15 protein-coding genes are annotated in these 18241 nt (G+C 73.1%); 4 read left to right on the plus strand and 11 right to left on the minus strand.

The features are described 5' to 3' along the window. Window positions 1-68 precede the first annotated feature (68 nt). A complete protein-coding gene (locus ACFVHO_RS21220) occupies window positions 69-1532 on the minus strand; it encodes an amino acid permease (RefSeq protein ID WP_385716653.1) in 1464 nt (487 codons plus the stop codon). A gap of 183 nt (window positions 1533-1715) precedes the next feature. Beyond that, window positions 1716-3536, minus strand: a complete 1821-nt coding sequence (locus ACFVHO_RS21225; RefSeq protein ID WP_385716655.1) for an AMP-dependent synthetase/ligase — start codon at window positions 3534-3536, stop codon at window positions 1716-1718. Between the two features lie 134 nt (window positions 3537-3670). Here ACFVHO_RS21225 and ACFVHO_RS21230 point away from each other — a divergent pair, with 134 nt between their 5' ends. Next, on the plus strand, window positions 3671-4453 hold the full coding sequence (locus ACFVHO_RS21230; RefSeq protein ID WP_385716657.1) for a MerR family transcriptional regulator: 783 nt from the start codon (window positions 3671-3673) through the stop codon (window positions 4451-4453). A 30-nt stretch (window positions 4454-4483) separates the two neighbouring features. Here the strand turns inward: ACFVHO_RS21230 and ACFVHO_RS21235 are convergent, their stop codons facing one another. The 6 genes from ACFVHO_RS21235 to ACFVHO_RS21260 form a co-directional block, all read right to left on the minus strand. Continuing rightward, window positions 4484-6676, minus strand: coding sequence for a 3-hydroxyacyl-CoA dehydrogenase NAD-binding domain-containing protein (locus tag ACFVHO_RS21235; RefSeq protein WP_385716660.1), 2193 nt, complete (start codon window positions 6674-6676; stop codon window positions 4484-4486). A 257-nt stretch (window positions 6677-6933) separates the two neighbouring features. Next, window positions 6934-8154 (minus strand): acetyl-CoA C-acetyltransferase, encoded by a 1221-nt coding sequence (locus ACFVHO_RS21240; RefSeq protein ID WP_385716663.1) that lies wholly within the window; start codon window positions 8152-8154, stop codon window positions 6934-6936. Window positions 8155-8254: 100 nt separating this feature from the next. Then, window positions 8255-9397 carry an acyl-CoA dehydrogenase family protein gene (locus ACFVHO_RS21245; RefSeq protein ID WP_385716666.1) on the minus strand — a complete coding sequence of 381 codons (1143 nt, stop codon included), beginning with the start codon at window positions 9395-9397 and terminating at the stop codon, window positions 8255-8257. Window positions 9398-9418: 21 nt separating this feature from the next. Beyond that, window positions 9419-10444 (minus strand): LLM class F420-dependent oxidoreductase, encoded by a 1026-nt coding sequence (locus tag ACFVHO_RS21250; protein WP_385716669.1) that lies wholly within the window; start codon window positions 10442-10444, stop codon window positions 9419-9421. After that, the gene (locus ACFVHO_RS21255) at window positions 10444-11643 is read right to left on the minus strand and encodes a CaiB/BaiF CoA transferase family protein (protein WP_385716672.1); all 1200 of its coding nucleotides are present in this window, start codon (window positions 11641-11643) and stop codon (window positions 10444-10446) included. Before ACFVHO_RS21255 ends, ACFVHO_RS21250 begins: the two co-directional genes overlap by 1 nt. 178 nt (window positions 11644-11821) lie before the next feature. Then, complete coding sequence (locus ACFVHO_RS21260; protein ID WP_385716675.1) at window positions 11822-12235, minus strand: MmcQ/YjbR family DNA-binding protein; 414 nt, start codon at window positions 12233-12235, stop codon at window positions 11822-11824. Window positions 12236-12317: 82 nt separating this feature from the next. Here ACFVHO_RS21260 and ACFVHO_RS21265 point away from each other — a divergent pair, with 82 nt between their 5' ends. Further along, entirely contained in the window at window positions 12318-13505 is a 1188-nt protein-coding gene (locus tag ACFVHO_RS21265; RefSeq protein WP_385716678.1) for a saccharopine dehydrogenase family protein, read from the plus strand. 104 nt (window positions 13506-13609) lie between these two features. Here the strand turns inward: ACFVHO_RS21265 and ACFVHO_RS21270 are convergent, their stop codons facing one another. After that, window positions 13610-14317 carry an endonuclease V gene (locus ACFVHO_RS21270; RefSeq protein ID WP_385716681.1) on the minus strand — a complete coding sequence of 236 codons (708 nt, stop codon included), beginning with the start codon at window positions 14315-14317 and terminating at the stop codon, window positions 13610-13612. Between the two features lie 118 nt (window positions 14318-14435). Here ACFVHO_RS21270 and ACFVHO_RS21275 point away from each other — a divergent pair, with 118 nt between their 5' ends. Continuing rightward, window positions 14436-14735, plus strand: coding sequence for a YciI family protein (locus tag ACFVHO_RS21275; protein WP_385716684.1), 300 nt, complete (start codon window positions 14436-14438; stop codon window positions 14733-14735). A gap of 71 nt (window positions 14736-14806) precedes the next feature. On the opposite strand, the gene ACFVHO_RS21280 is transcribed toward ACFVHO_RS21275, so the two are convergent. Then, a complete protein-coding gene (locus ACFVHO_RS21280; RefSeq protein ID WP_385716948.1) occupies window positions 14807-15829 on the minus strand; it encodes a WD40/YVTN/BNR-like repeat-containing protein in 1023 nt (340 codons plus the stop codon). Between the two features lie 568 nt (window positions 15830-16397). Between ACFVHO_RS21280 and ACFVHO_RS21285 the strand changes: the two genes are divergently transcribed. Then, complete coding sequence (locus tag ACFVHO_RS21285; protein WP_385716687.1) at window positions 16398-16814, plus strand: SsgA family sporulation/cell division regulator; 417 nt, start codon at window positions 16398-16400, stop codon at window positions 16812-16814. Between the two features lie 84 nt (window positions 16815-16898). Here the strand turns inward: ACFVHO_RS21285 and ACFVHO_RS21290 are convergent, their stop codons facing one another. Continuing rightward, complete coding sequence (locus ACFVHO_RS21290) at window positions 16899-17732, minus strand: isocitrate lyase/phosphoenolpyruvate mutase family protein (RefSeq protein ID WP_385716690.1); 834 nt, start codon at window positions 17730-17732, stop codon at window positions 16899-16901. Between the last annotated feature and the right edge of the window lie 509 nt (window positions 17733-18241).

The following is an 18241-nucleotide window of genomic DNA, read 5'->3' on the forward strand; positions in this document are numbered from 1 at the left end:
GTGCCCCGAAGGACACCGCCCGCCGCCGGGGCCACGCGCGAAGGCTCTCGCCGCGCGCGCCGCCGGTGCTACTTGCCGAGCTCGGCCGCCTCGCGGTCCGTGTCGCGGTCCTGCTTGCGGCGGATCGCGTACCAGCCGACGGTGAGCGCGGCCGCCACGATCGGGATGAGGAAGAGCGTCTTGCGGCCCACCTCGGCGTCCTTCCACATCAGGCCGAGCACGGCCAGGAGGAAGGCGATGGTGACGTACTGCGTGACGCCACTGCCCGGCAGCCGGAAGTTCGGCCTGGTCAGGTGGCCCTCCTTGGCCCTGCGGACGAAGGCCAGGTGGCAGACCATGATGCTGATCCAGGTGCCGATGATGCCGAGCGACGCCACGTTCAGGACGATCTCGAACGCCTTGTCCGGCACCACGCGGTTGAGGGCGACGCCGAGGACGCCCACCGAGGCGGTGAGCAGGATGCCGCCGTAGGGCACCTGGTTGCGGTTCATCTTCGCCGTGAACTTGGGCGCCGAGCCCGCCATGGCCATGGAGCGCAGGATGCGGCCGGTGGAGTACAGGCCGGAGTTCAGCGAGGACATGGCGGCGGTGAGGACGACGAAGTTCATCACGTCGCCCGCGCCCGAGACGCCGATCTTGGAGAGCACCGTGACGAACGGGCTCTCGTCGGCGGAGTAGACCGAACCGGGGAGCAGCAGCGCGAGCAGCACGACCGAGCCGACGTAGAACACACCCACGCGCCACATGATCGAGTTCACCGCGCGCGGGACGACCTTCTGCGGGTCCTTGGTCTCACCCGCGGCGACACCGACCAGCTCCAGCGAGGCGTACGCGAAGACGACACCCTGCAGGACGATCACGACCGGCATCAGGCCGTTCGGCAGGAAGCCGCCGTGGTCGGTGATCATGTTCAGGCCCGGGGTCTCGCCGCCCACCTTGTGCTGGGTGGAGACCAGGAAGATGCCGACGAACATGAAGGCGACGAGCGCCGCGACCTTGATGATCGCGAACCAGAACTCCATCTCGCCGAACCACTTCACGGAGATCAGGTTCACGGCGAGGACCACAGCGAGCGCGGCGAGCGCGAGCAGCCACTGCGGGATGTCCGTGAAGAAGCTCCAGTAGTGCGTGTAGAGCGCGATGGCCGTGATGTCGGCGATGCACGTGGTCGACCAGTTGAGGAAGTACATCCAGCCGGCGACGTAGGCGCCCTTCTCGCCGAGGAACTCACGGGCGTAGCTGACGAAGGAGCCGGACGAGGGCCGGTAGAGGACCATCTCGCCGAGGGCGCGTACGACGAAGAAGGCGATGATGCCGCACACGAGGTACGCGACGGCGAGCGCGGGGCCCGCCGAGTGGAGGCGGCCACCCGCCCCGAGGAACAGGCCGGTGCCGATCGCGCCACCGATCGCGATCATGTTGACGTGGCGGCCCTTGAGGTCCTTGCTGTAACCGGCGTCGCCCGCGTCCGCGGGGGCGGCCTGGGACGCAGTGCGGGCGTCCGCGGCCGTGTCTACGGCGTCGTTGCTCACGTGGAAGGTCCACTCTGTGGTGCCCGGAAGAGGTTCCGGGGTCCGGATGTGCTGCGGGCCCGCGGCACCCCTGACGTGCGCGGACCAACGCGACACCTTCCCTCAAGGACGGTTCCGGATGCGGTGGTGCACGTCACATAGCGGCACTTCTCACATGGTGGGCGGAGCCTGTACAGCCCTACGTCACCCGGTGTACAGACCGTCGATGACGTCGGCGTACTTCTCTCTGATGACCCTGCGGCGCAGCTTCAGGGACGGCGTCAGCTCCCCGGACTCCGGGCTCCACTCCTGGTCGAGCAGCCGGTACCTCTTGATCTGCTCGGTGCGGTTGAGGCGCGCGTTGGCCGCCTCGACGGCACGCGCGATCTCGGCGCGCACGGCGGGGTGGTCGGCGAGCACGGCCCCGGCGGTGGTGTCGATGCCGTGTGCGGCGGCCCACGCGGGCGCCATCTCCGCGTCCAGGACGAGCAGCGCCACCAGGTACGAGCGGCCGTCGCCGTGGACGAGGGCCTGGCCGACGAGCGGGTGCTCCTTGAGGGCGTTCTCGACGAGCGCGGGCGCCACGTTCTTGCCCGTGGACGTCACGATCAGCTCCTTCTTGCGGTCGGTGATCCACAGGAAGCCGTCGTCGTCGAGGTGCCCGATGTCGCCGGTCGCGAACCAGCCGTCCGCGTCGCACACGCCGTCCACACCGCTGCCGTCGCCCCGCAGATAGCCCTCGAAGACGTACGGGCCGCGCACCATGACCTCGCCGTCGTCGGCCACGCGCACCTCCATGCCCGCGAGCGGCTTGCCCACGGAGCCCAGCCGGAAGGCCGCGGGGCTGTTGATGGTGACCACGCCCGTCGTCTCGGTCAGCCCCCACGCGTCCATCACGACGAGGCCGAAGCCCGCCCAGAACCGGACCACGTCCACCGGCATCGGCGCCGCCGCGCTGGCCGTCCACAGCAGCCGGTCGAACCCGGCGAGCGCGAGCAGCGGGTCGAGCACCCGCTCCTTGGCCTCGCGGTACGCGGCCGCCAGCTCGGCGGACGGCTCCTCGCCGCGTTCGCGGCAGGCGACGTGGGCGCGGGCCGTCTCGTTCGCGGCGGCCACGGCCCGGCGCCGCTCCTCGGGCAGCCCGGCGAGCGCCGCCCGCACGGCCGCGGCGAGCTTCTCCCACACCCTCGGCACGCCGAAGAACTGGTGGGGGCGCAACTCGCGCACGGTGGCGGCGACCTGGGTCGGCTCGGCGCACAGATAGACGTGGGCGGCGCGGAGCAGCGGCAGATAGATCCCGAGCATGCGCTCGGCGATGTGCGCGAACGGCAGGTAGCAGATGTGGCCGACGTGTTCGGGGAACTCGATCACGGAGTCCAGGGCGATGCCGTTGCCCACGACCATGCCGTGCGTCAGGCGCACGCCCTTGGGGTCGCCGGTGGTGCCCGAGGTGTAGACGACGGTCAGCGGGTCCGTGGCCCGGATCTCGCGCCAGGTCTTGTCGAAGGTGTCCGGGCCGAACAGCCGGGCGCCGGTGGCGTGCAGCGAGCCGTAGGTGCGGTGCGGGCCCGCGGCGGCCGGGTCGACGACCACGAGGCGCTCCAGGGGGACCGCCGGGTCGTCGAGCAGGGGCTCCCAGCGGGGCAGCTCGCGCGCGCCCCCGACGATCGCGACGCGGGCGCCGCTGCACCGGGCGATGTGCGCGATCTGTTCGGGCGCCGACGTGCCGTAGACGGTGACGGGGACCGCGCCCAGGTGGACCAGGGCGAGATCGCTCAGCCAGTGCTCGGGGGTGTTGCCCATCATCATCAGGACCTGCTCGCCGCGTCCCACACCGAGCGCGGCGTACCCGGCGGCGAGGACGGCGGTCTTGCGGCGCACCTCGCTCCAGGTGAGCGTCGTCCAGCCGGTGCCCTCGCGCCAGGAGAGCGCGGGGAGTTCGGGGTGGTCCTCGGCGTTGCGCAGCAGCAGGGCCGGGAAGGTGATGCGGGCCGGGTCTGCGGGAAGCCGCAGGATCGTGGTCATGAAACCGCCTCCTGGCACCGTGGGTCCGTCATCGGCTACGTGGCGTGACTGGCCCGGAGACTTTCACAACAGTGGTGGCACAGCAATACTGTTGCACCGCATTGATGCAGCAGCCGGGGAGGTGAGGAGCCGCGATGACGACGGACACGGGGCGGTCCGCGGCGACGGACGAGCCTTCGGCGGCGGAGGAGTCCTCGACGGCGGAGTCGACGTTCACCGTCGACGAGTTGGCCGCCCGCGCGGGCGTCACCGTCCGCACGATCCGCTTCTACAGCACCAAGGGGCTGTTGCCGCCGCCCGTGATCGGGCCGCGCCGCGTCGGCCACTACGGCCCCGGGCACCTCTCGCGCCTCGCCCTCATCGAGGAGTTGCAGCACCAGGGCATGACGCTCGCCGCGATCGAGCGGTACCTGGAGCAGCTTCCGCCCGACCTGAGCGCCCACGACCTGGCCATTCACCGTGCGGTCGTGGCCTCGTGGGCGCCGGACGCGGCGGAGGACATGGCGCGTGCCGAGCTGGAGCGGCGGGCGGGCCGGGCCCTGTCGGAGGAGGACCTGGACCGGCTCGCGGCGATGGGCGTGGTGGGCCGCGCGGCGGACGCCGAGGACCGGCTGCGGGTGGACACCGGGCTGCTGCGGCTCGGGGTGCAGCTCCTCGACGTGCCGATCGCGCACGAGACGATCCTGGCCTCGCGCACGGTCCTGATGGAGCACGCGCGCTCGGCGGCGCACGAACTGTCGCGGCTCTTCCGGGACGAGGTGGGGGACGCCTGCCGCGAGCGGGAGTCGGACCCCGAGCACGTCGCGGCGATGCGGTCCCTGTCGGCCCACATGCAGCCGATGGTGGTGCAGGCGCTGGTGACGGCGTTCCAGCGGTCGCTAAAGGAAGAGCTGAGGGAGTGGCTCAAGGAGACCTGAGCCACTCCCCCCGCCCGCGTGCGGCGCCGGTCAGGCGTCGCTGAACCTCTCGCCCCGCCCGGCCTTCTCCACGAGCAGCGCGGGCGGCGCGAACCGCTCGCCGTAGCGCTCGGCGAGCTCCCGCGCGCGGGCCACGAACGCGGGCAGCCCGGCGCCGTCGTCGTAGCCGTTGATGTACTGCAGGACGCCGCCCGTCCAGCCGGGGAAGCCGATGCCGAAGATCGAGCCGATGTTGGCGTCGGCGACCGACGTCAGGACGCCTTCCTCCAGGAGGCGCACGGTGTCGAGCGCCTCGGAGAACAGCATCCGCTCCTGCATGTCGCGCAACGGGATCTCGTGCCCCGGCTTGGTGAAGTGCTCCCGCAGGCCGGGCCACAGGCAGGTGCGCTTGCCGTCCTCGCCGTATTCGTAGAAGCCGCCGCCACCGCTGCGGCCGGTGCGCCCGAACTCGTCGATCATGCGGTCGATGACGGTCTCGGAGGGGTGGCCGGGCCAGGTGCCGCCCGCCTCCTCGACGGCCCGCTTGGACTCGTTGCGGATCTTGCGGGGCAGTGTGAGGGTCAGCTCGTCCATGAGGGAGAGGACCTTGGCGGGGTAGCTGGCCTGGGCCGCGGCCTGCTCCACCGACGCGGGCTCGACGCCCTCGCCGACCATCGCGACGCCCTCGTTGATGAAGTGCCCGATGACGCGCGAGGTGAAGAAGCCGCGCGAGTCGTTGACGACGATCGGCGTCTTGTTGATCTGGCGCACCAGGTCGAAGGCGCGGGCCAGGGCCTCGTCGCCGGTGCGCTCGCCCTTGATGATCTCCACGAGCGGCATCTTGTCGACGGGCGAGAAGAAGTGCAGGCCGATGAAGTCGACCGGCCTGGCGACGCCCTCGGCGAGCGCGGTGATGGGCAGCGTGGAGGTGTTGGAGCACAGCAGCGCGTCCGGCTCGACGACGTCCTGGATCTCCTGGAACACCTTGTGCTTGAGCGCCGGGTCCTCGAAGACGGCCTCGATCACGGCGTCGCAGCCCGCCACGTCCCGCGGGTCGGCGGTCGGCGTGATGAGGGCCAGGAGCGCGTCCGCCTTGTCCTGGGTGGTGCGGCCCCGGGAGACGGCCTTGGCGCACAGCTTCTCCGAGTAGCCCTTGCCCTTCTGCGCGGCCTCGGCGGAGACGTCCTTGAGGACGACCTCGATGCCCGCGCGGGCACAGGAGTAGGCGATGCCCGCGCCCATCATCCCGGCGCCGAGCACGGCGACCTTGCGGACGGTCCTCGGCTCGACGCCCTGGGGCCGGTTGGCGCCGGAGTTGACGGCCTGGAGGTCGAAGAAGAACGCCTGGATCATGTTCTTCGCGACCTGGCCGGTGACCAGCTCGGTGAAGTACCGGGCCTCGATGGTCACGGCGGTCTCGAAGTCGACCTGGGAGCCCTCGACGGCGGCCGCGAGGATGTTGCGCGGCGCCGGGTAGGGGGCGCCCGCCAGCTGCTTCTTCAGGTTGGCGGGGAACGCGGGCAGGTTGGCGGCGAACTTCGGGTTCGCCGGGGTGCCGCCGGGGATGCGGTAGCCGGGGACGTCCCAGGGCTGCTGCGACTCGGGGTGGGCGTCGATGAAGGCGCGGGCCTTCTCGATCATCTCCTCGGGGGTGGCGGCCAGTTCGTGCACGAGGCCGTTGTCCAGGGCGCGCTTCGGGTCGTACTGGGTGCCCTGGAGCAGCACCTTCAGGAGCGCGTCGGCGATGCCCATGAGGCGTACGGTGCGGGTGACGCCGCCGCCCGCGGGGAGCAGGCCGAGGGTGACCTCGGGCAGGCCGATCTTGGAGCGGGGCGCGTCGAGCGCGACGCGGTGGTGACTGGCGAGGGCGATCTCGTAACCGCCGCCGAGCGCCGAGCCGTTGATGGCGGCGACGACGGGCTTGCCGAGGGTCTCGATGCGGCGCAGCGCGTTCTTGATGCCGAGGCCCGCCTCGAACGCCTGGCGGGCGTTCTCGGGGCCGACCTGGATCATCTCCTTGAGGTCTCCGCCCGCGAAGAAGGTCTTCTTGGCGGAGGTGTAGATGAACCCGCGGATGGCGTCCTTGTCCGCCTGCACGGCGGCCTCGGCGCGGTCGGCGATCGCGGCGATGGATTCCTTGAACGCCTCGTTCATGGTGTTCGCGGACTGGTTGGGGTCGTCGAGGACGAGGGTGACGACGCCGGTGTCGTCCTGTTCCCAGCGGATGGTGGTGCTCTCGGTCATGTCTCTTGTCTCCGTGAAGTCTGTGGTGGCGGGGAGGCGGAATCCGGGGCGGGCGGCTGGGGATCGTGGCCGACTGACCGCCGGTGGGGGCTGGTCGCGCAGTTCCCCGCGCCCCTGAAAGGCGCACTGCGTGCGCCTTTCAGGGGCGCATGTCGGGGAAGGCTGCGGCGAAGCCGCATGCCTTCAGGGGCGCGGGGAACTGCGCGACCAGCCACAGCCCACCCGCGGTCGGCGACGGACACCAGCCCCACCGGCGCTCAGCCGGAGACCCGTTCCACGATCGTGGCGATGCCCATCCCGCCGCCCACGCACAGCGTGGCCAACCCGTACCGGAGGTCCCTGCGCTCGAGTTCGTCGACGAGCGTGCCCAGGATCATCGCCCCGGTCGCCCCAAGGGGATGCCCCAACGCAATCGCGCCGCCGTTGACGTTGACCTTGTCCAGGGACAGGCCCATGTCCTTGACGAAGCGCAGGACGACGGCCGCGAAGGCCTCGTTGATCTCGACGAGGTCGATGTCGTCGATGCTCAGGCCGGCCTTGGCGAGCGCCTTGCGGGTGGCGGGCGCGGGACCGGTGAGCATGATCAGCGGCTCGGACCCGGAGACGGCCACGGAGACGACGCGGGCGCGGGGGGTGAGGTCGTAGCGCTCGCCGACCTCCTTGGTGCCGATGGCGACGAGCGAGGCGCCGTCGACGATGCCGGAGGAGTTGCCCGCGTGGTGGACGTGGTCGATCTCCTCGATCCAGTGGTACTTCTGCAGCGCGACCGCGTCGAAGCCGCCCAGGTCGCCGATGTCCTTGAAGGACGGCTTCAGCTTGGCGAGCGAGTCGGCCGTGGTGCCGGGGCGCAGGTGCTCGTCGTGGTCGAGGACGACCAGGCCGCTGCGGTCCTTGACCGGGACGACGGACCTCTCGAAGCGGCCTTCCTTCCACGCCGCGGCGGCCCGCTCCTGGGAGAGGGCGGCGTACTCGTCGACGTCGCGGCGGCTGAAGCCCTCGATCGTGGCGATCAGGTCGGCGCCGATGCCCTGGGGCGCGAAGTTCGTGTCCCAGTTGGTCATCGGGTCGGCGAACCAGGCACCGCCGTCGGAGGCCATCGGCACCCGCGACATCGACTCGACGCCGCCCGCGAGCACCAGGTCCTCCCAGCCCGAACGGACCTTCATCGCCGCCAGGTTGACCGCTTCCAGGCCCGAGGCGCAGAAGCGGTTCTCCTGGACACCGGCGACCGTGTCGGGCAGTCCGGCGGCGATGGCGGCGATCCGCGCGATGTCGGAGCCCTGGTCGCCGACGGGGCCGACCACACCGAGCACGATGTCGTCGATGGCGGCCGGGTCGAGGCCGGGGAAGCGGGCCTGGATCTCGTGGATGAGACCGACGACGAGGTCGATCGGCTTGGTGCCGTGCAGGGCACCGTTCGCCTTGCCGCGTCCGCGCGGGGTGCGGATCGCGTCGTACACATACGCTTCGGTGGTCACGCCAGAGCCTTTCGGGGAAGTCGGTCCGGGGAGGTCCGGGGAGGTCGGGAGGGGTGCACGGGGGTGCGCCCGGAGGGGGTGTGCGGGGTGGTGCGGGAGGTCAGCCGAGCAGTGAGCGGCCGATGATCTCCTTCATGATCTCGGTGGTGCCGCCGTAGATGGTCTGGATCCGGCCGTCGGTGAACGCCTTCGCGACGCGGTACTCCGTCATGTAGCCGTAGCCGCCGTGCAGTTGCAGGCAGCGGTCGGCGACCCGCTTCTGCAGCTCGGTGGCCCACCACTTGGCCATGGAGGCGTGCACGGCGTCCAGCGTGCCGGCGGAGTGGTCGGCGATGCACCGGTCCAGGAAGGAGCGGGTGACGGCGCACTCGGTGGCCATCTCCGCTATCTCGAAGCGGATGTGCTGGAGCTTGGCCAGCGGGCGCCCGAAGGCCTCGCGCTCCTTGACGTACGCGGTGGTGATCTCCAGGAGGTACTCGGCGGCGGCGATCCCGGCGACGGCGATGCCCATGCGTTCCTGCGCGAGGTTCGTCATCAGGTGCACGAACGCGCCGTCGAGCTCGCCGAGCAGGTTCTCCTTGGGCACCCGCACGTCGTTGAAGAACAGCTCGGCGGTGTCCTGGGCCTTCTGGCCGATCTTGTCGAGGTTGCGGCCGCGCTCGAAGCCCGTCATGCCGCGCTCGACGACCAGCAGCGACAGGCCGTGCGCGCCGCCCTCGGGGGTGGTCTTGGCGACGACGATGACGAGGTCGGCCAGGATGCCGTTCGAGATGAACGTCTTGGAGCCGTTGAGCAGCCAGTGGTCGCCCTTGTCCTCGGCGGTCGTGCGGATGCCCTGCAGGTCGGAGCCCGCGCCGGGTTCGGTCATGGCGATCGCGGTGATGGTCTCGCCGCTGCAGAAGCCGGGCAGCCAGCGGCGCTTCTGCTCGTCGGTGGCGAGGCCGGTCAGATACGGCCCGATGATGTCGTTGTGCAGGCCGACCGCGAGGCCCGCGGCGCCCGCGCGCGTGAACTCCTCGGCGAGGACGGCCGCGTAGCGGAAGTCGGGGTTGCCGCCGCCTCCGTACTCCTCCGGCACGGCGAGGCCGAGCAGGCCCTGGCGCCCGGCGGCGAGCCAGGCCTCGCGGGACACGACGCCGTCCTTCTCCCACTGCTCGTAGTGCGGAAGGACCTCCTTGGCGAGGAAGGTGCGGACCGTCTCGCGGAAAGCGTCGTGCTCGGCGTCGAAGAGCTGCCGTTCCATGTGTCTGTGACCTCCCGGGCCCTAGAGCCATCCCTTGACGGTTTCGATGAGCCCGGCCGGGTCGGGGCCGACCGGTACGACGTTGAGCATGGTGACGCCCGCGGCGCGGAACACCTCGACGCGTTCGCGGACGTAGCTCGCGGGGCCGCACAGCGACATGAGTTCGCAGAACTCGTCGGGCACGGCGGCCTCGGCCTCCTTCTTGTGCCCGGCCAGGTACAGCTCCTGGATGCGCGCGGCCTCCTTCTCGTAGCCGTATGCGACCGCCAGGTCGTTGTAGAAGTTCTTGCCGACGGCGCCCATGCCGCCGACGTAGAGGGCGATCTGCGGCCGGGCGAGGTCGCGTGCGGCCGCCGCGTCCTCGCCGATGGCGAGCAGTCCGCCCGCGACGACCTGGAGCGGGCCGAGCGCCGGATCGCGCCGGGCGCGGCCCTCGGCGAGGGGCGCGCCCCAGACCTCGTGCGCCTTCTCCGGCAGGAAGAGCGTGGGCAGCCAGCCGTCGGCGATCTCGGCGGTCATGCGGACGTTCGCGGGCCCCAGGGATGCGACGTACAGCGGCACTTCCGGGCGGACGGGCCTGGTGAGGATCTTCAGGGGCTTGCCGAGGCCGCTGCCCTTCTCCGGGGGGAGCGGCATGTCCGTGATGCCGTGGTGGTCGATGACCTCCCGGCGCAGGATCCTGCGGGTCAGCTCGATGGTCTCGCGGGTGCGGCCGAGCGGCTTGTCGTACGCCTTGCCGTGCCAGCCCTCGACCACCTGCGGCCCCGAAGCGCCGAGGCCGACGATCGCGCGGCCGCCGGAGATCGCGTCGAGCCCGGCGGCGGTCTGGGCGATGAGCGCGGGCGTGCGCGAGTAGACGTTGAGGATCCCGGCGCCGATGCGCACGCGCTCGGTGCGGGCGGCCAGATAGCCCATGATCGTGGGCGAGTCGAAGCCGTACGCCTCGGCGACCCAGACGGCGTCGAGGCCCGCCCGTTCCAGGGCCGCGACGGCGTCGGCGCCCGCGCGCGGGTCGCCCGCGTAGGCGAGCGGGGTGGAGATCTCCATCAGGCGCCTTCCTGGGTGGCGTGGTGCGGGGCGGGTGCGTCGTCGGCGGCCGGGTCCTGGCCGCGTGCGTCCGGGGCGAGCAGGTCGGGGACGTCCCAGTCGTGGGCCACGGCCGCCGTGTCGGCGCCGGGATGCGCGGGTCCCGAGCGCACGGACGTGGGCGTCGCGGAGAAGCGCGGCGCGGGCGCGGGCTGGGTGATGCCGCCGTGGTCGGTGAAGGTGCCGCGGGCGGCGAGGTGCGGGTGGTGCGGGGCCTCCCCCAGCGAGAGCACGGGGGCCACGCAGGCGTCGGAGCCCTCGAAGACGGCCGTCCACTCCGCGCGCGTCCGCGTACGGAACTTGGCGGCCACCGCCTCGCGCAGCTCGCCCCAGCGCGCGAGGTCCTTGCGGGCGGGGGCGACGTCGCCGAGGCCCATGAGCGCGACGAACTCGTCGTAGAACTGCTGCTCCAGGGCGCCGACGGCCATGTACTCGCCGTCGGCGGTCGCGTAGGTGCCGTAGAACGGGCAGCCGCCGTCGAGGAGGTTCGCGCCCCTGCGGTCCTGCCAGCCGCCCGCCGCGACCATGCCGCGGATCATCGAGGACAGATGGGACGCGCCGTCGACGATGGCGGCGTCCACGACCTGCCCGGCGCCGGTGGACCGCGCGTGGTGCAGGGCGGCGAGGACGCCGACGACCAGGTACAGCGAGCCGCCCGCGTAGTCCCCGAGGAGGTTCGCGGGGACGGTGGGCGGCTCCCCCGGGGCGCCGATCATGCCGAGCGTGCCGGTGAGGGCGATGTACGCGATGTCGTGCCCGGCGCGCGGGGCGAGCGGGCCGTCCTGCCCCCAGCCGGTCATGCGGCCGTAGACGAGCTTCGGGTTGCGGGCGTGGCAGGGCTCGGGGCCGACGCCGAGGCGCTCGGCGACGCCCGGGCGGTAGCCCTCGATCAGCACGTCCGCACGGGCGACCAGATCGAGGACGCGGGCCGGTCCTTCGGGTGCCTTGAGGTCGACGAGGACGCTGCGCTTGTTGCGGTTGGTGATGTCGTACGCGGGGTCGATGGCGAGTCCACCGCCGCCCGGCCGGTCGACGCGCACGACGTCGGCGCCGAGGTCGGCGAGCAGCATGGCGGCGAACGGGCCGGGACCGATGCCCGCCAGCTCGACCACGCGCACCCCGGCAAGCGGTCCGTGAACGCCCTTGTCCGGCACTGCCATTGAGCCCCCAGCGCTGTGACACAACCGATGTAACACCAGTGATGCTAAGAACGCGTTCCACTCCGCACAAGCCCCTGACGAGCAAGCGCTTAGCCAAGGGGCCGGTCGGCGCCCGTCCGGACGGGGCGCGGCGCCGCCGTCCGCGCGGGGTGCGCGGGGCGTGTGGGGGCGCGCAGCCTCATGTGCCGCGCTCCTCCAGTTCCGCCACGCGCTTCTTCGGCGCGATCGTGCGGTAGCTCTCCTCGACCCAGTCGCACAGGAGGTCCGCGGCCGGGGCGCCCTTGGGCTCCAGCGGGATCGACACCCAGCCGGACCTGCCGAGGCCGTACCCCGCCGGTTCGGCGCCGGGGGCGGTCAGTGCGTGGGCGTGCGCGGCCTCGTCGGTGAGCTTGACGGTGACGCCCATCGGATGGCTGCCGTCGTCGACGCCGAGGAAGACGAACACTTTCTTGTGAACCTTCGCGACGGTCTCGCCCCAGGGGAACTCCTCGGTGGCACCCGGAAGGCCGAGCGCGAACCCGCGCACCCGCTCCCACTTGGCCAGCGCGGCCTTCGACGGTTTCCTCGGCCGCGGTCCTGTCGTGTCCGCCATGGCACCTCCTCGTTCGGGGCCCGCTCGTTCACGCTAGCCTCAGCCACCGACAACGGCGCGGGACACACGGCTGAGAGGTGCCATGACCAGTCATGACAAGGACCGTCCCTACGACATCGTGCTCTTCGGAGCCACGAGTTTCGTGGGGGCGCTGACCGCCGAGTACCTCTCCGCGCACGCCCCCGACACCCTGCGGTGGGCCATCGCCGGGCGGGACGCGGGCAAGCTGCGGCGGCTGCGGGAGCGGCTCGCGGAGGACCGCCCCGGCTGCGCGGAGCTGCCCGTCCTGCACGCGGACGCCACCGATCCGGCGGCCCTGCGGGAGCTGGCCGCGCAGGCGCGCGTGGTGGCGAGCACCGTCGGCCCCTACCTCAGCCACGGGCAGGACCTGGTGGCCGCGTGCGCGGAGTCCGGGACGGACTACGTCGATCTGTGCGGCGAGCCCGAGTTCGTGGACCTCGTGTACGTGCGGCACGACGCCCGCGCGCGGGAGACCGGCGCGCGCCTGGTGCACGCCTGCGGCTTCGACTCGGTACCGCACGACCTGGGCGCGTACTTCACCGTGCGTCAGCTCCCGGAGGACGTGCCGCTGCGCGTCGACGGGTTCATCAGCGCCGACGCGCGCTTCTCCGGCGGTACGTTCTCGTCCGTACTGCAGCAGTTCGCGCGCGGGCCGCAGATGCTGGCCGCCGCGCGGGACCGGCGACGGCACGAGCCGCGGCTCGTGGAGCGCCGCGCGTCCACCCCGGCGAGCGCCCCTCGCTACGCCGGGGAGGTCGGCGCCTGGGCGCTGCCGCTGCCGACCATCGACCCGCAGATCGTGGCGCGGTCCGCGCGGGCGCTGCCGCGCTACGGACCCGACTTCCGCTACCGCCACTACGCCGCCGTGAAGTCCCTCCCCGTCGCCCTCGGCGGAGTGGCGGCCGCGGGCGCGCTGTTCACCGCGGCCCAGGTGCCGCAGGCGCGGCGCTGGCTCTCCGGCCTCCTCAAGCCCGGCGAGGGGCCCGACGCGGCCCGCCGTGCGACCAGTTGGTTCTCCATGCGCTTCGTCGGCGAGGGCGGCGGCAAGCGCGTGTTCACCGAGGTGTGGGGCGGCGACCCCGGCTACGGCGAGACCGCGAAGATCCTCGCCGAGGGCGCGATGTCCCTGGCCCTGGACGAACTGCCCGCCGTCGCGGGCCAGGTGACCACGGCCGTGGCGATGGGCGACGCGCTGACCGAGCGGCTCATCGCCGCGGGGATCGGGTTCCGGGTGGCCGCGGTGCGGTGAGGTGTGCGCGGGGCGGACTGCGCGGCGGATGGTACGTGGCCGGTGCCGCGAAGCCGCAGCGCACCGCACGCCGTGCTCGGCGCGCTGCCCGGTGCCCCGCCCCGTCAGCCGCCCGTCGCCTCCCGCAGGGCCGCCCTGCACAGCGCGTCCGCCCGGCGGGTGGTCTCGGGGAGGCGGTAGCGCGGGGTGAGGTGGAGGGTGTAGGCGCGGGCGTCGGCGAGGGTCACGCGGTGGCCCACCGAGACGAACACCGGCTTGACGCCCTCGCGGGTGCGCAGCGCGCTGCCGACCTCCTCCGCGCCGTCGAGCAGCGGCGCCGCGCTGCCCCGTGCGGCGCCGGGCGCCTCGTACGCGAACGTGAACGGGTTCTTGGCGACGCCGATCGTGGGCCGCCCGGTCAGCACGCCGAGGTGGCTCGCGAGCCCGAAGCGGCGCGGGTGCGCGATGCCGTACCCGTCGCACACGACGAGCCCCGGGTCGGCCGTCAGCGCGTCCAGGGCCGCGCGGACCGCCGGGAGCTCCCGGAACGCCAACAGGCCCGGCACATAGGGAAAGGCGACCCGGCCGACCGCCGTCGCCTCCTCGACGACCTCCAGGCTCGCCCCGTCGAGAACCACGACGGCCGCGGCGACCACGTCCCGCTCGTCGTCGTAGGCGACGTCCACGCCCGTGACGTGTCCGGTGCCGGGCCGGGGCCCGGGCTCGTCGCGCACGACCCGCTCGCGCAGGGCGTCCTGGACGGCGCGGGCCGCGGCCTCGTCAGCGGGCCAGTCGGCGGGCAGGGGCGGGATCGTGGTGGTGGTCGTGTTCATGGTGGGCCGAGCTTAAGGGGTCGGCCCAGGGGTGGCGGCGGGCGGTGGTGGGCGGCGCCGAGCGGGGGCAGGCGGTCCGGGGCCGGTCCTGACGCCGGGCCCGGGTAGCCTCACGATCATGTTTGTCATGGAGCTGACCTACACCGCCCCCGTCGACCGCGTCGACGCCCTGCTCGCGGACCATGTCGCCTGGCTGGACGCGCAGTACGCGGCCGGCGTCTTCATCGCGTCGGGGCGCAAGAACCCGCGCGACGGCGGCGTGATCCTGGCCGTGGGCGAGAGCCGGGAGGAGATCGAGAAGCTGGCGGCGAGCGACCCGTTCACCGTCGGCGGCGTGTGCGCGTACCGCGTCACGGAGTTCCTGGCGACGAAGACGGCACCCGAGCTGGCCCGCTACCGGCAGCAGTTGCCGGGCTGAACCCGGCAACGCCCGCCACGCCTCGTTCCCGCCGCGCCTCGTTCATCCTCCCCCCGGTTCTCCCCCGGTCCTCACCCCCGTTCGAGCCGCGCCACCCGCCCCTTCTCCCCGGCCGCCCAGCAGCCCAGGTCCCGCGCGCAGTCGACGGTGTCGTACGAACCCCCGTCGACCGTCCGCCAGCTGCGGCCGCCGTCCGTCGTGAGGTCCGTGCCCGTGGGCCCGACCGCGAGGGCCGAGCGGCGGGTGTGCGGGAGCCAGGTGACGCCCGAGCGGTACGCGGGGACGGGCTTCGCGGCGGGCCGCCAGGTGCGGCCGCCGTCGGTGGTCGTCGCGGAGGCCCGGGGCGACTGCTGGTCGGCGCGGTAGTCGCCGCCGACCGCGATGCCGTGCGCGCGGTCGCGGAAGGCCAGGCCGAAGACGCCGCGCGCCGGGTCGCCGCCCGGGATCGGGGCGTCCGTGACGGTCCACGTCAGGCCCCGGTCGGCGGAGTGCAGCACCCGCGCGCGGGCCGCGCCGCCGGTCGCCAGCCACACGTCGCGCGGGCCCGAGCTGACCAGGCACTGGCCGCTCGCGGCGAACCCCGACTCGCCCCCCTGCGCCTTCGGCATGCCCTTGTCGGGCAGGACCTTCCAGGAGCGGCCGCCGTCCGCGGTCGACAGGATGCGGTACTTGCCGTTCACGGGGTCGCTCATCGCCAGGCCGTGGCGGCGGTCGAAGAACGTCATGCAGTCGTAGAACGCCTTGGGGTCGGTGTTGTGGAAGGACTCCGTCCAGGTCGCGCCGCCGTCGTCGGTGCGAAGGACCCGGGACGCCTCGCCCTCGCCGATCGCGAGCACCACGGCGCGGCGCCCGTCGAACGCCTCGACGTCCCGGAATTCGAGCGCCGAGGCCCCGGGCGGTGACACGTCGCGCCAGCTCGCGCCGCCGTCGGTCGTGCGCAGCACGGTGCCCTTCGTCCCCGCGGTCCACGCGGTGCTGCGGCTGACGGCGGCGAGACCGCGGAAGCGGGCGTCGGTGCCGGTGGGCTTGAGCGACCAGGCGGGTCGGGCCGGGTGCTGCGCGTCGCCGGTCACGGGTGCGGAAGGTGCGGCGATCCGTTCGCCGGTCGCGGGTGTGGCCGGTCCGGCGATCCGTTCGCCGGTCGAGAGCGCGGCTGATGCGCCGGTCCGCCCGTCGGCCGCGGCCGGGGCGGTGCCCGGCTCGCCCTGCGCGGGCGGCACCGCCGCGACGGACGTCAGGGCGAGCGCCGCCGCGCCGAGACCGGCCCACACCCCACGGCTCGCCCACCGGGACCGCGCCGGGCCCGTCGCCCGCCCCGGACCTTCCGCTCTCCCCGTCCGTGCCGCCCGCCCCGCACGCATTCCACGTACCTCACGCATCGCACGCCCCTCCCGTTCCAGCCGCCCCGTGGCCCTCATGGCGGGCCGAAGCTAACCCACGCCCGGGGCCTCGTCCAGATGGCCGTACTGGGCCTTTCGGCGGTCGCCCGGGTGGGGGTCGGCGGGAACCGGTCGGGGTCCCCGGGTGTCGCGGTGACAGAGGTCACTCGCTCCGGCGGGGTCCTCGCGTGCACGGATCCTCCGTTTCCGACGTCTATTCAAGTGTCCGACCCCGGTCGTGCACACCCAGGTCGTCCAGCCGTCAGAGTTGAGGGAGCAGGCGTTGTCCACTGTCATCGAGCAAGCCGTTGAGGCCCGCCTGGTCGCCGCCGCGCCCCGGATGCCCACCATTCCCGCCACCCTGCACTACGACGGGCGCGACCCCTTCGCCGTACGCATGAGCTTCCCCGCCCCGGCGACGCTGGAGGGCGTGGAGGTCTACTGGACGTTCGCCCGCGAACTGCTCACGCACGGCGTGGAGAACGCGGTGGGCGACGGGGACGTGCGCGTGCGGCCGTACGGCTTCGACCGCACGGTCCTGGAGTTCCACGCCCCCGAGGGCACGGCCATCGTGCATGTGCAGACCGGCGACCTGCGCCGTTTCCTCCAGCGCACGACGGCCCTCGTCCCGGCGGGCCAGGAGCACCTGCACGTCGACCTGGACCAGGACCTGGCCGACCTGATGCGCGACGCGTGCTGAGCCGGGGCCCCGGCCCCGGTCCCGCCCGCGGCGCCTTCGCCGCCCGCCGTACTCCCGCCGTCCCCGCCGCTCCCGCGGCCCGCCTCAGCGGCCGAGAAGGCCGTTGAGCTCCCCGTAGTCGAGCCCGCCCGCGAGCGACGCGTACGTCCCCTCGGTCAGCAGTTCCCGCGCGGCCCCGCGGACCAGGGCGTGCACCGCCTGCGCGATGCCCGAGCCGACGCTGACGCGCGCGACGCCGAGACCGGCGAGCTCCGCGACCGTCGGGGCGCCCGGACCCGCCATCACGTTCAGCGGCCCGTCGACGCCCTCGACCAGTGCCTTGACCGTGTCCGGAGCCACCGCGCCGGGCACGAAGACCCCGTCCGCGCCCGCGGCGAGGAACGCGGCGGCCCGCTCCAGGGTCAGCGCGAGCCGGGCATCGGGACCTTCGCCGACGCCCCTCAGATAGGTGTCGACGCGCGCGTTCACGAACAGCGGCACGCCCGCCGCGTCGGCGCCCTCGCGCGCGGCCGCGATCCGCTCCGCCTGCTCGGCGAGGGGCCGCAGCGGCTCGGCCGCCCCGTACAGCGCGTCCTCGATGTTCACGCCCACCACCCCGGCGGCGAGGGCGGCGCGCACGGTGTCCGCGACGCCCGCCGCGTCCTCGGCGTAGCCGCTCTCGATGTCGGCGGTCACCGGCACGTCGACCCCGGCCGTGATGGCGGCGACGGCGGCGAGCGCCCGGTCCCGGGGCAGCCGGTCGCCGTCGGCGGCGCCGAGGGACCAGGCGAGGCCCGCGCTGGTGGTGGCGATGGCCGCGGCGCCGGCCGACTCGACGACGCGGGCGCTCGCGAGGTCCCAGGCGTTGGGCAGGACGAGCGGGGTGCCGGGGGTGTGCAGGGCGCGGAAGGCGATCGCGGTGGCGTGCTGGTTCGTCATGGGCGGTACTCAAGCAGGGGCGCGGGGCGAGGTCTGGCGGAAATCCGACATGACCGGCGCCCGCTCCGTCGGCCCCACCGGCGGCCGCTCCGCCGACCGCACCGCCGACCCCAGCGGCGTGCCCCCACCGTCGGCGCCCAGGACGGCCACCGCGCGAAAACTCTTTGCGCGGCGGCCGTCCGGCCCGGCACGCTGGTGACGGAAGCCGCCCGGAGCAGGAACTCAACAGCACCGGTGCGGCCCGCTCGCCGAAAAGCCCGTTGACAGACCCCCGCACCGCTTCTACGGTGTATAGCGGTTCTGTTGCCGTCGAATGGAGAAGGACGTTGCTCGTCTGAGGTCTTGAGACACCGCGTCGCAGCTGACGACGGACTCACCGCTTGTCGTGAGTTCCCCGCTGCGCACGATGTGTGCGACCTCGGCGTACGAGCCGTCCGTTCCGGCACCGGGCCTTCTTCCTTTCCGGCCCCCGGCGTGACCGCCTCCCGACGTCCGGCCCGGCATCCCCG

It is taken from the genome of Streptomyces sp. NPDC127108 (assembly GCF_042677545.1).
In the GTDB taxonomy this organism is placed as follows: domain Bacteria; phylum Actinomycetota; class Actinomycetes; order Streptomycetales; family Streptomycetaceae; genus Streptomyces.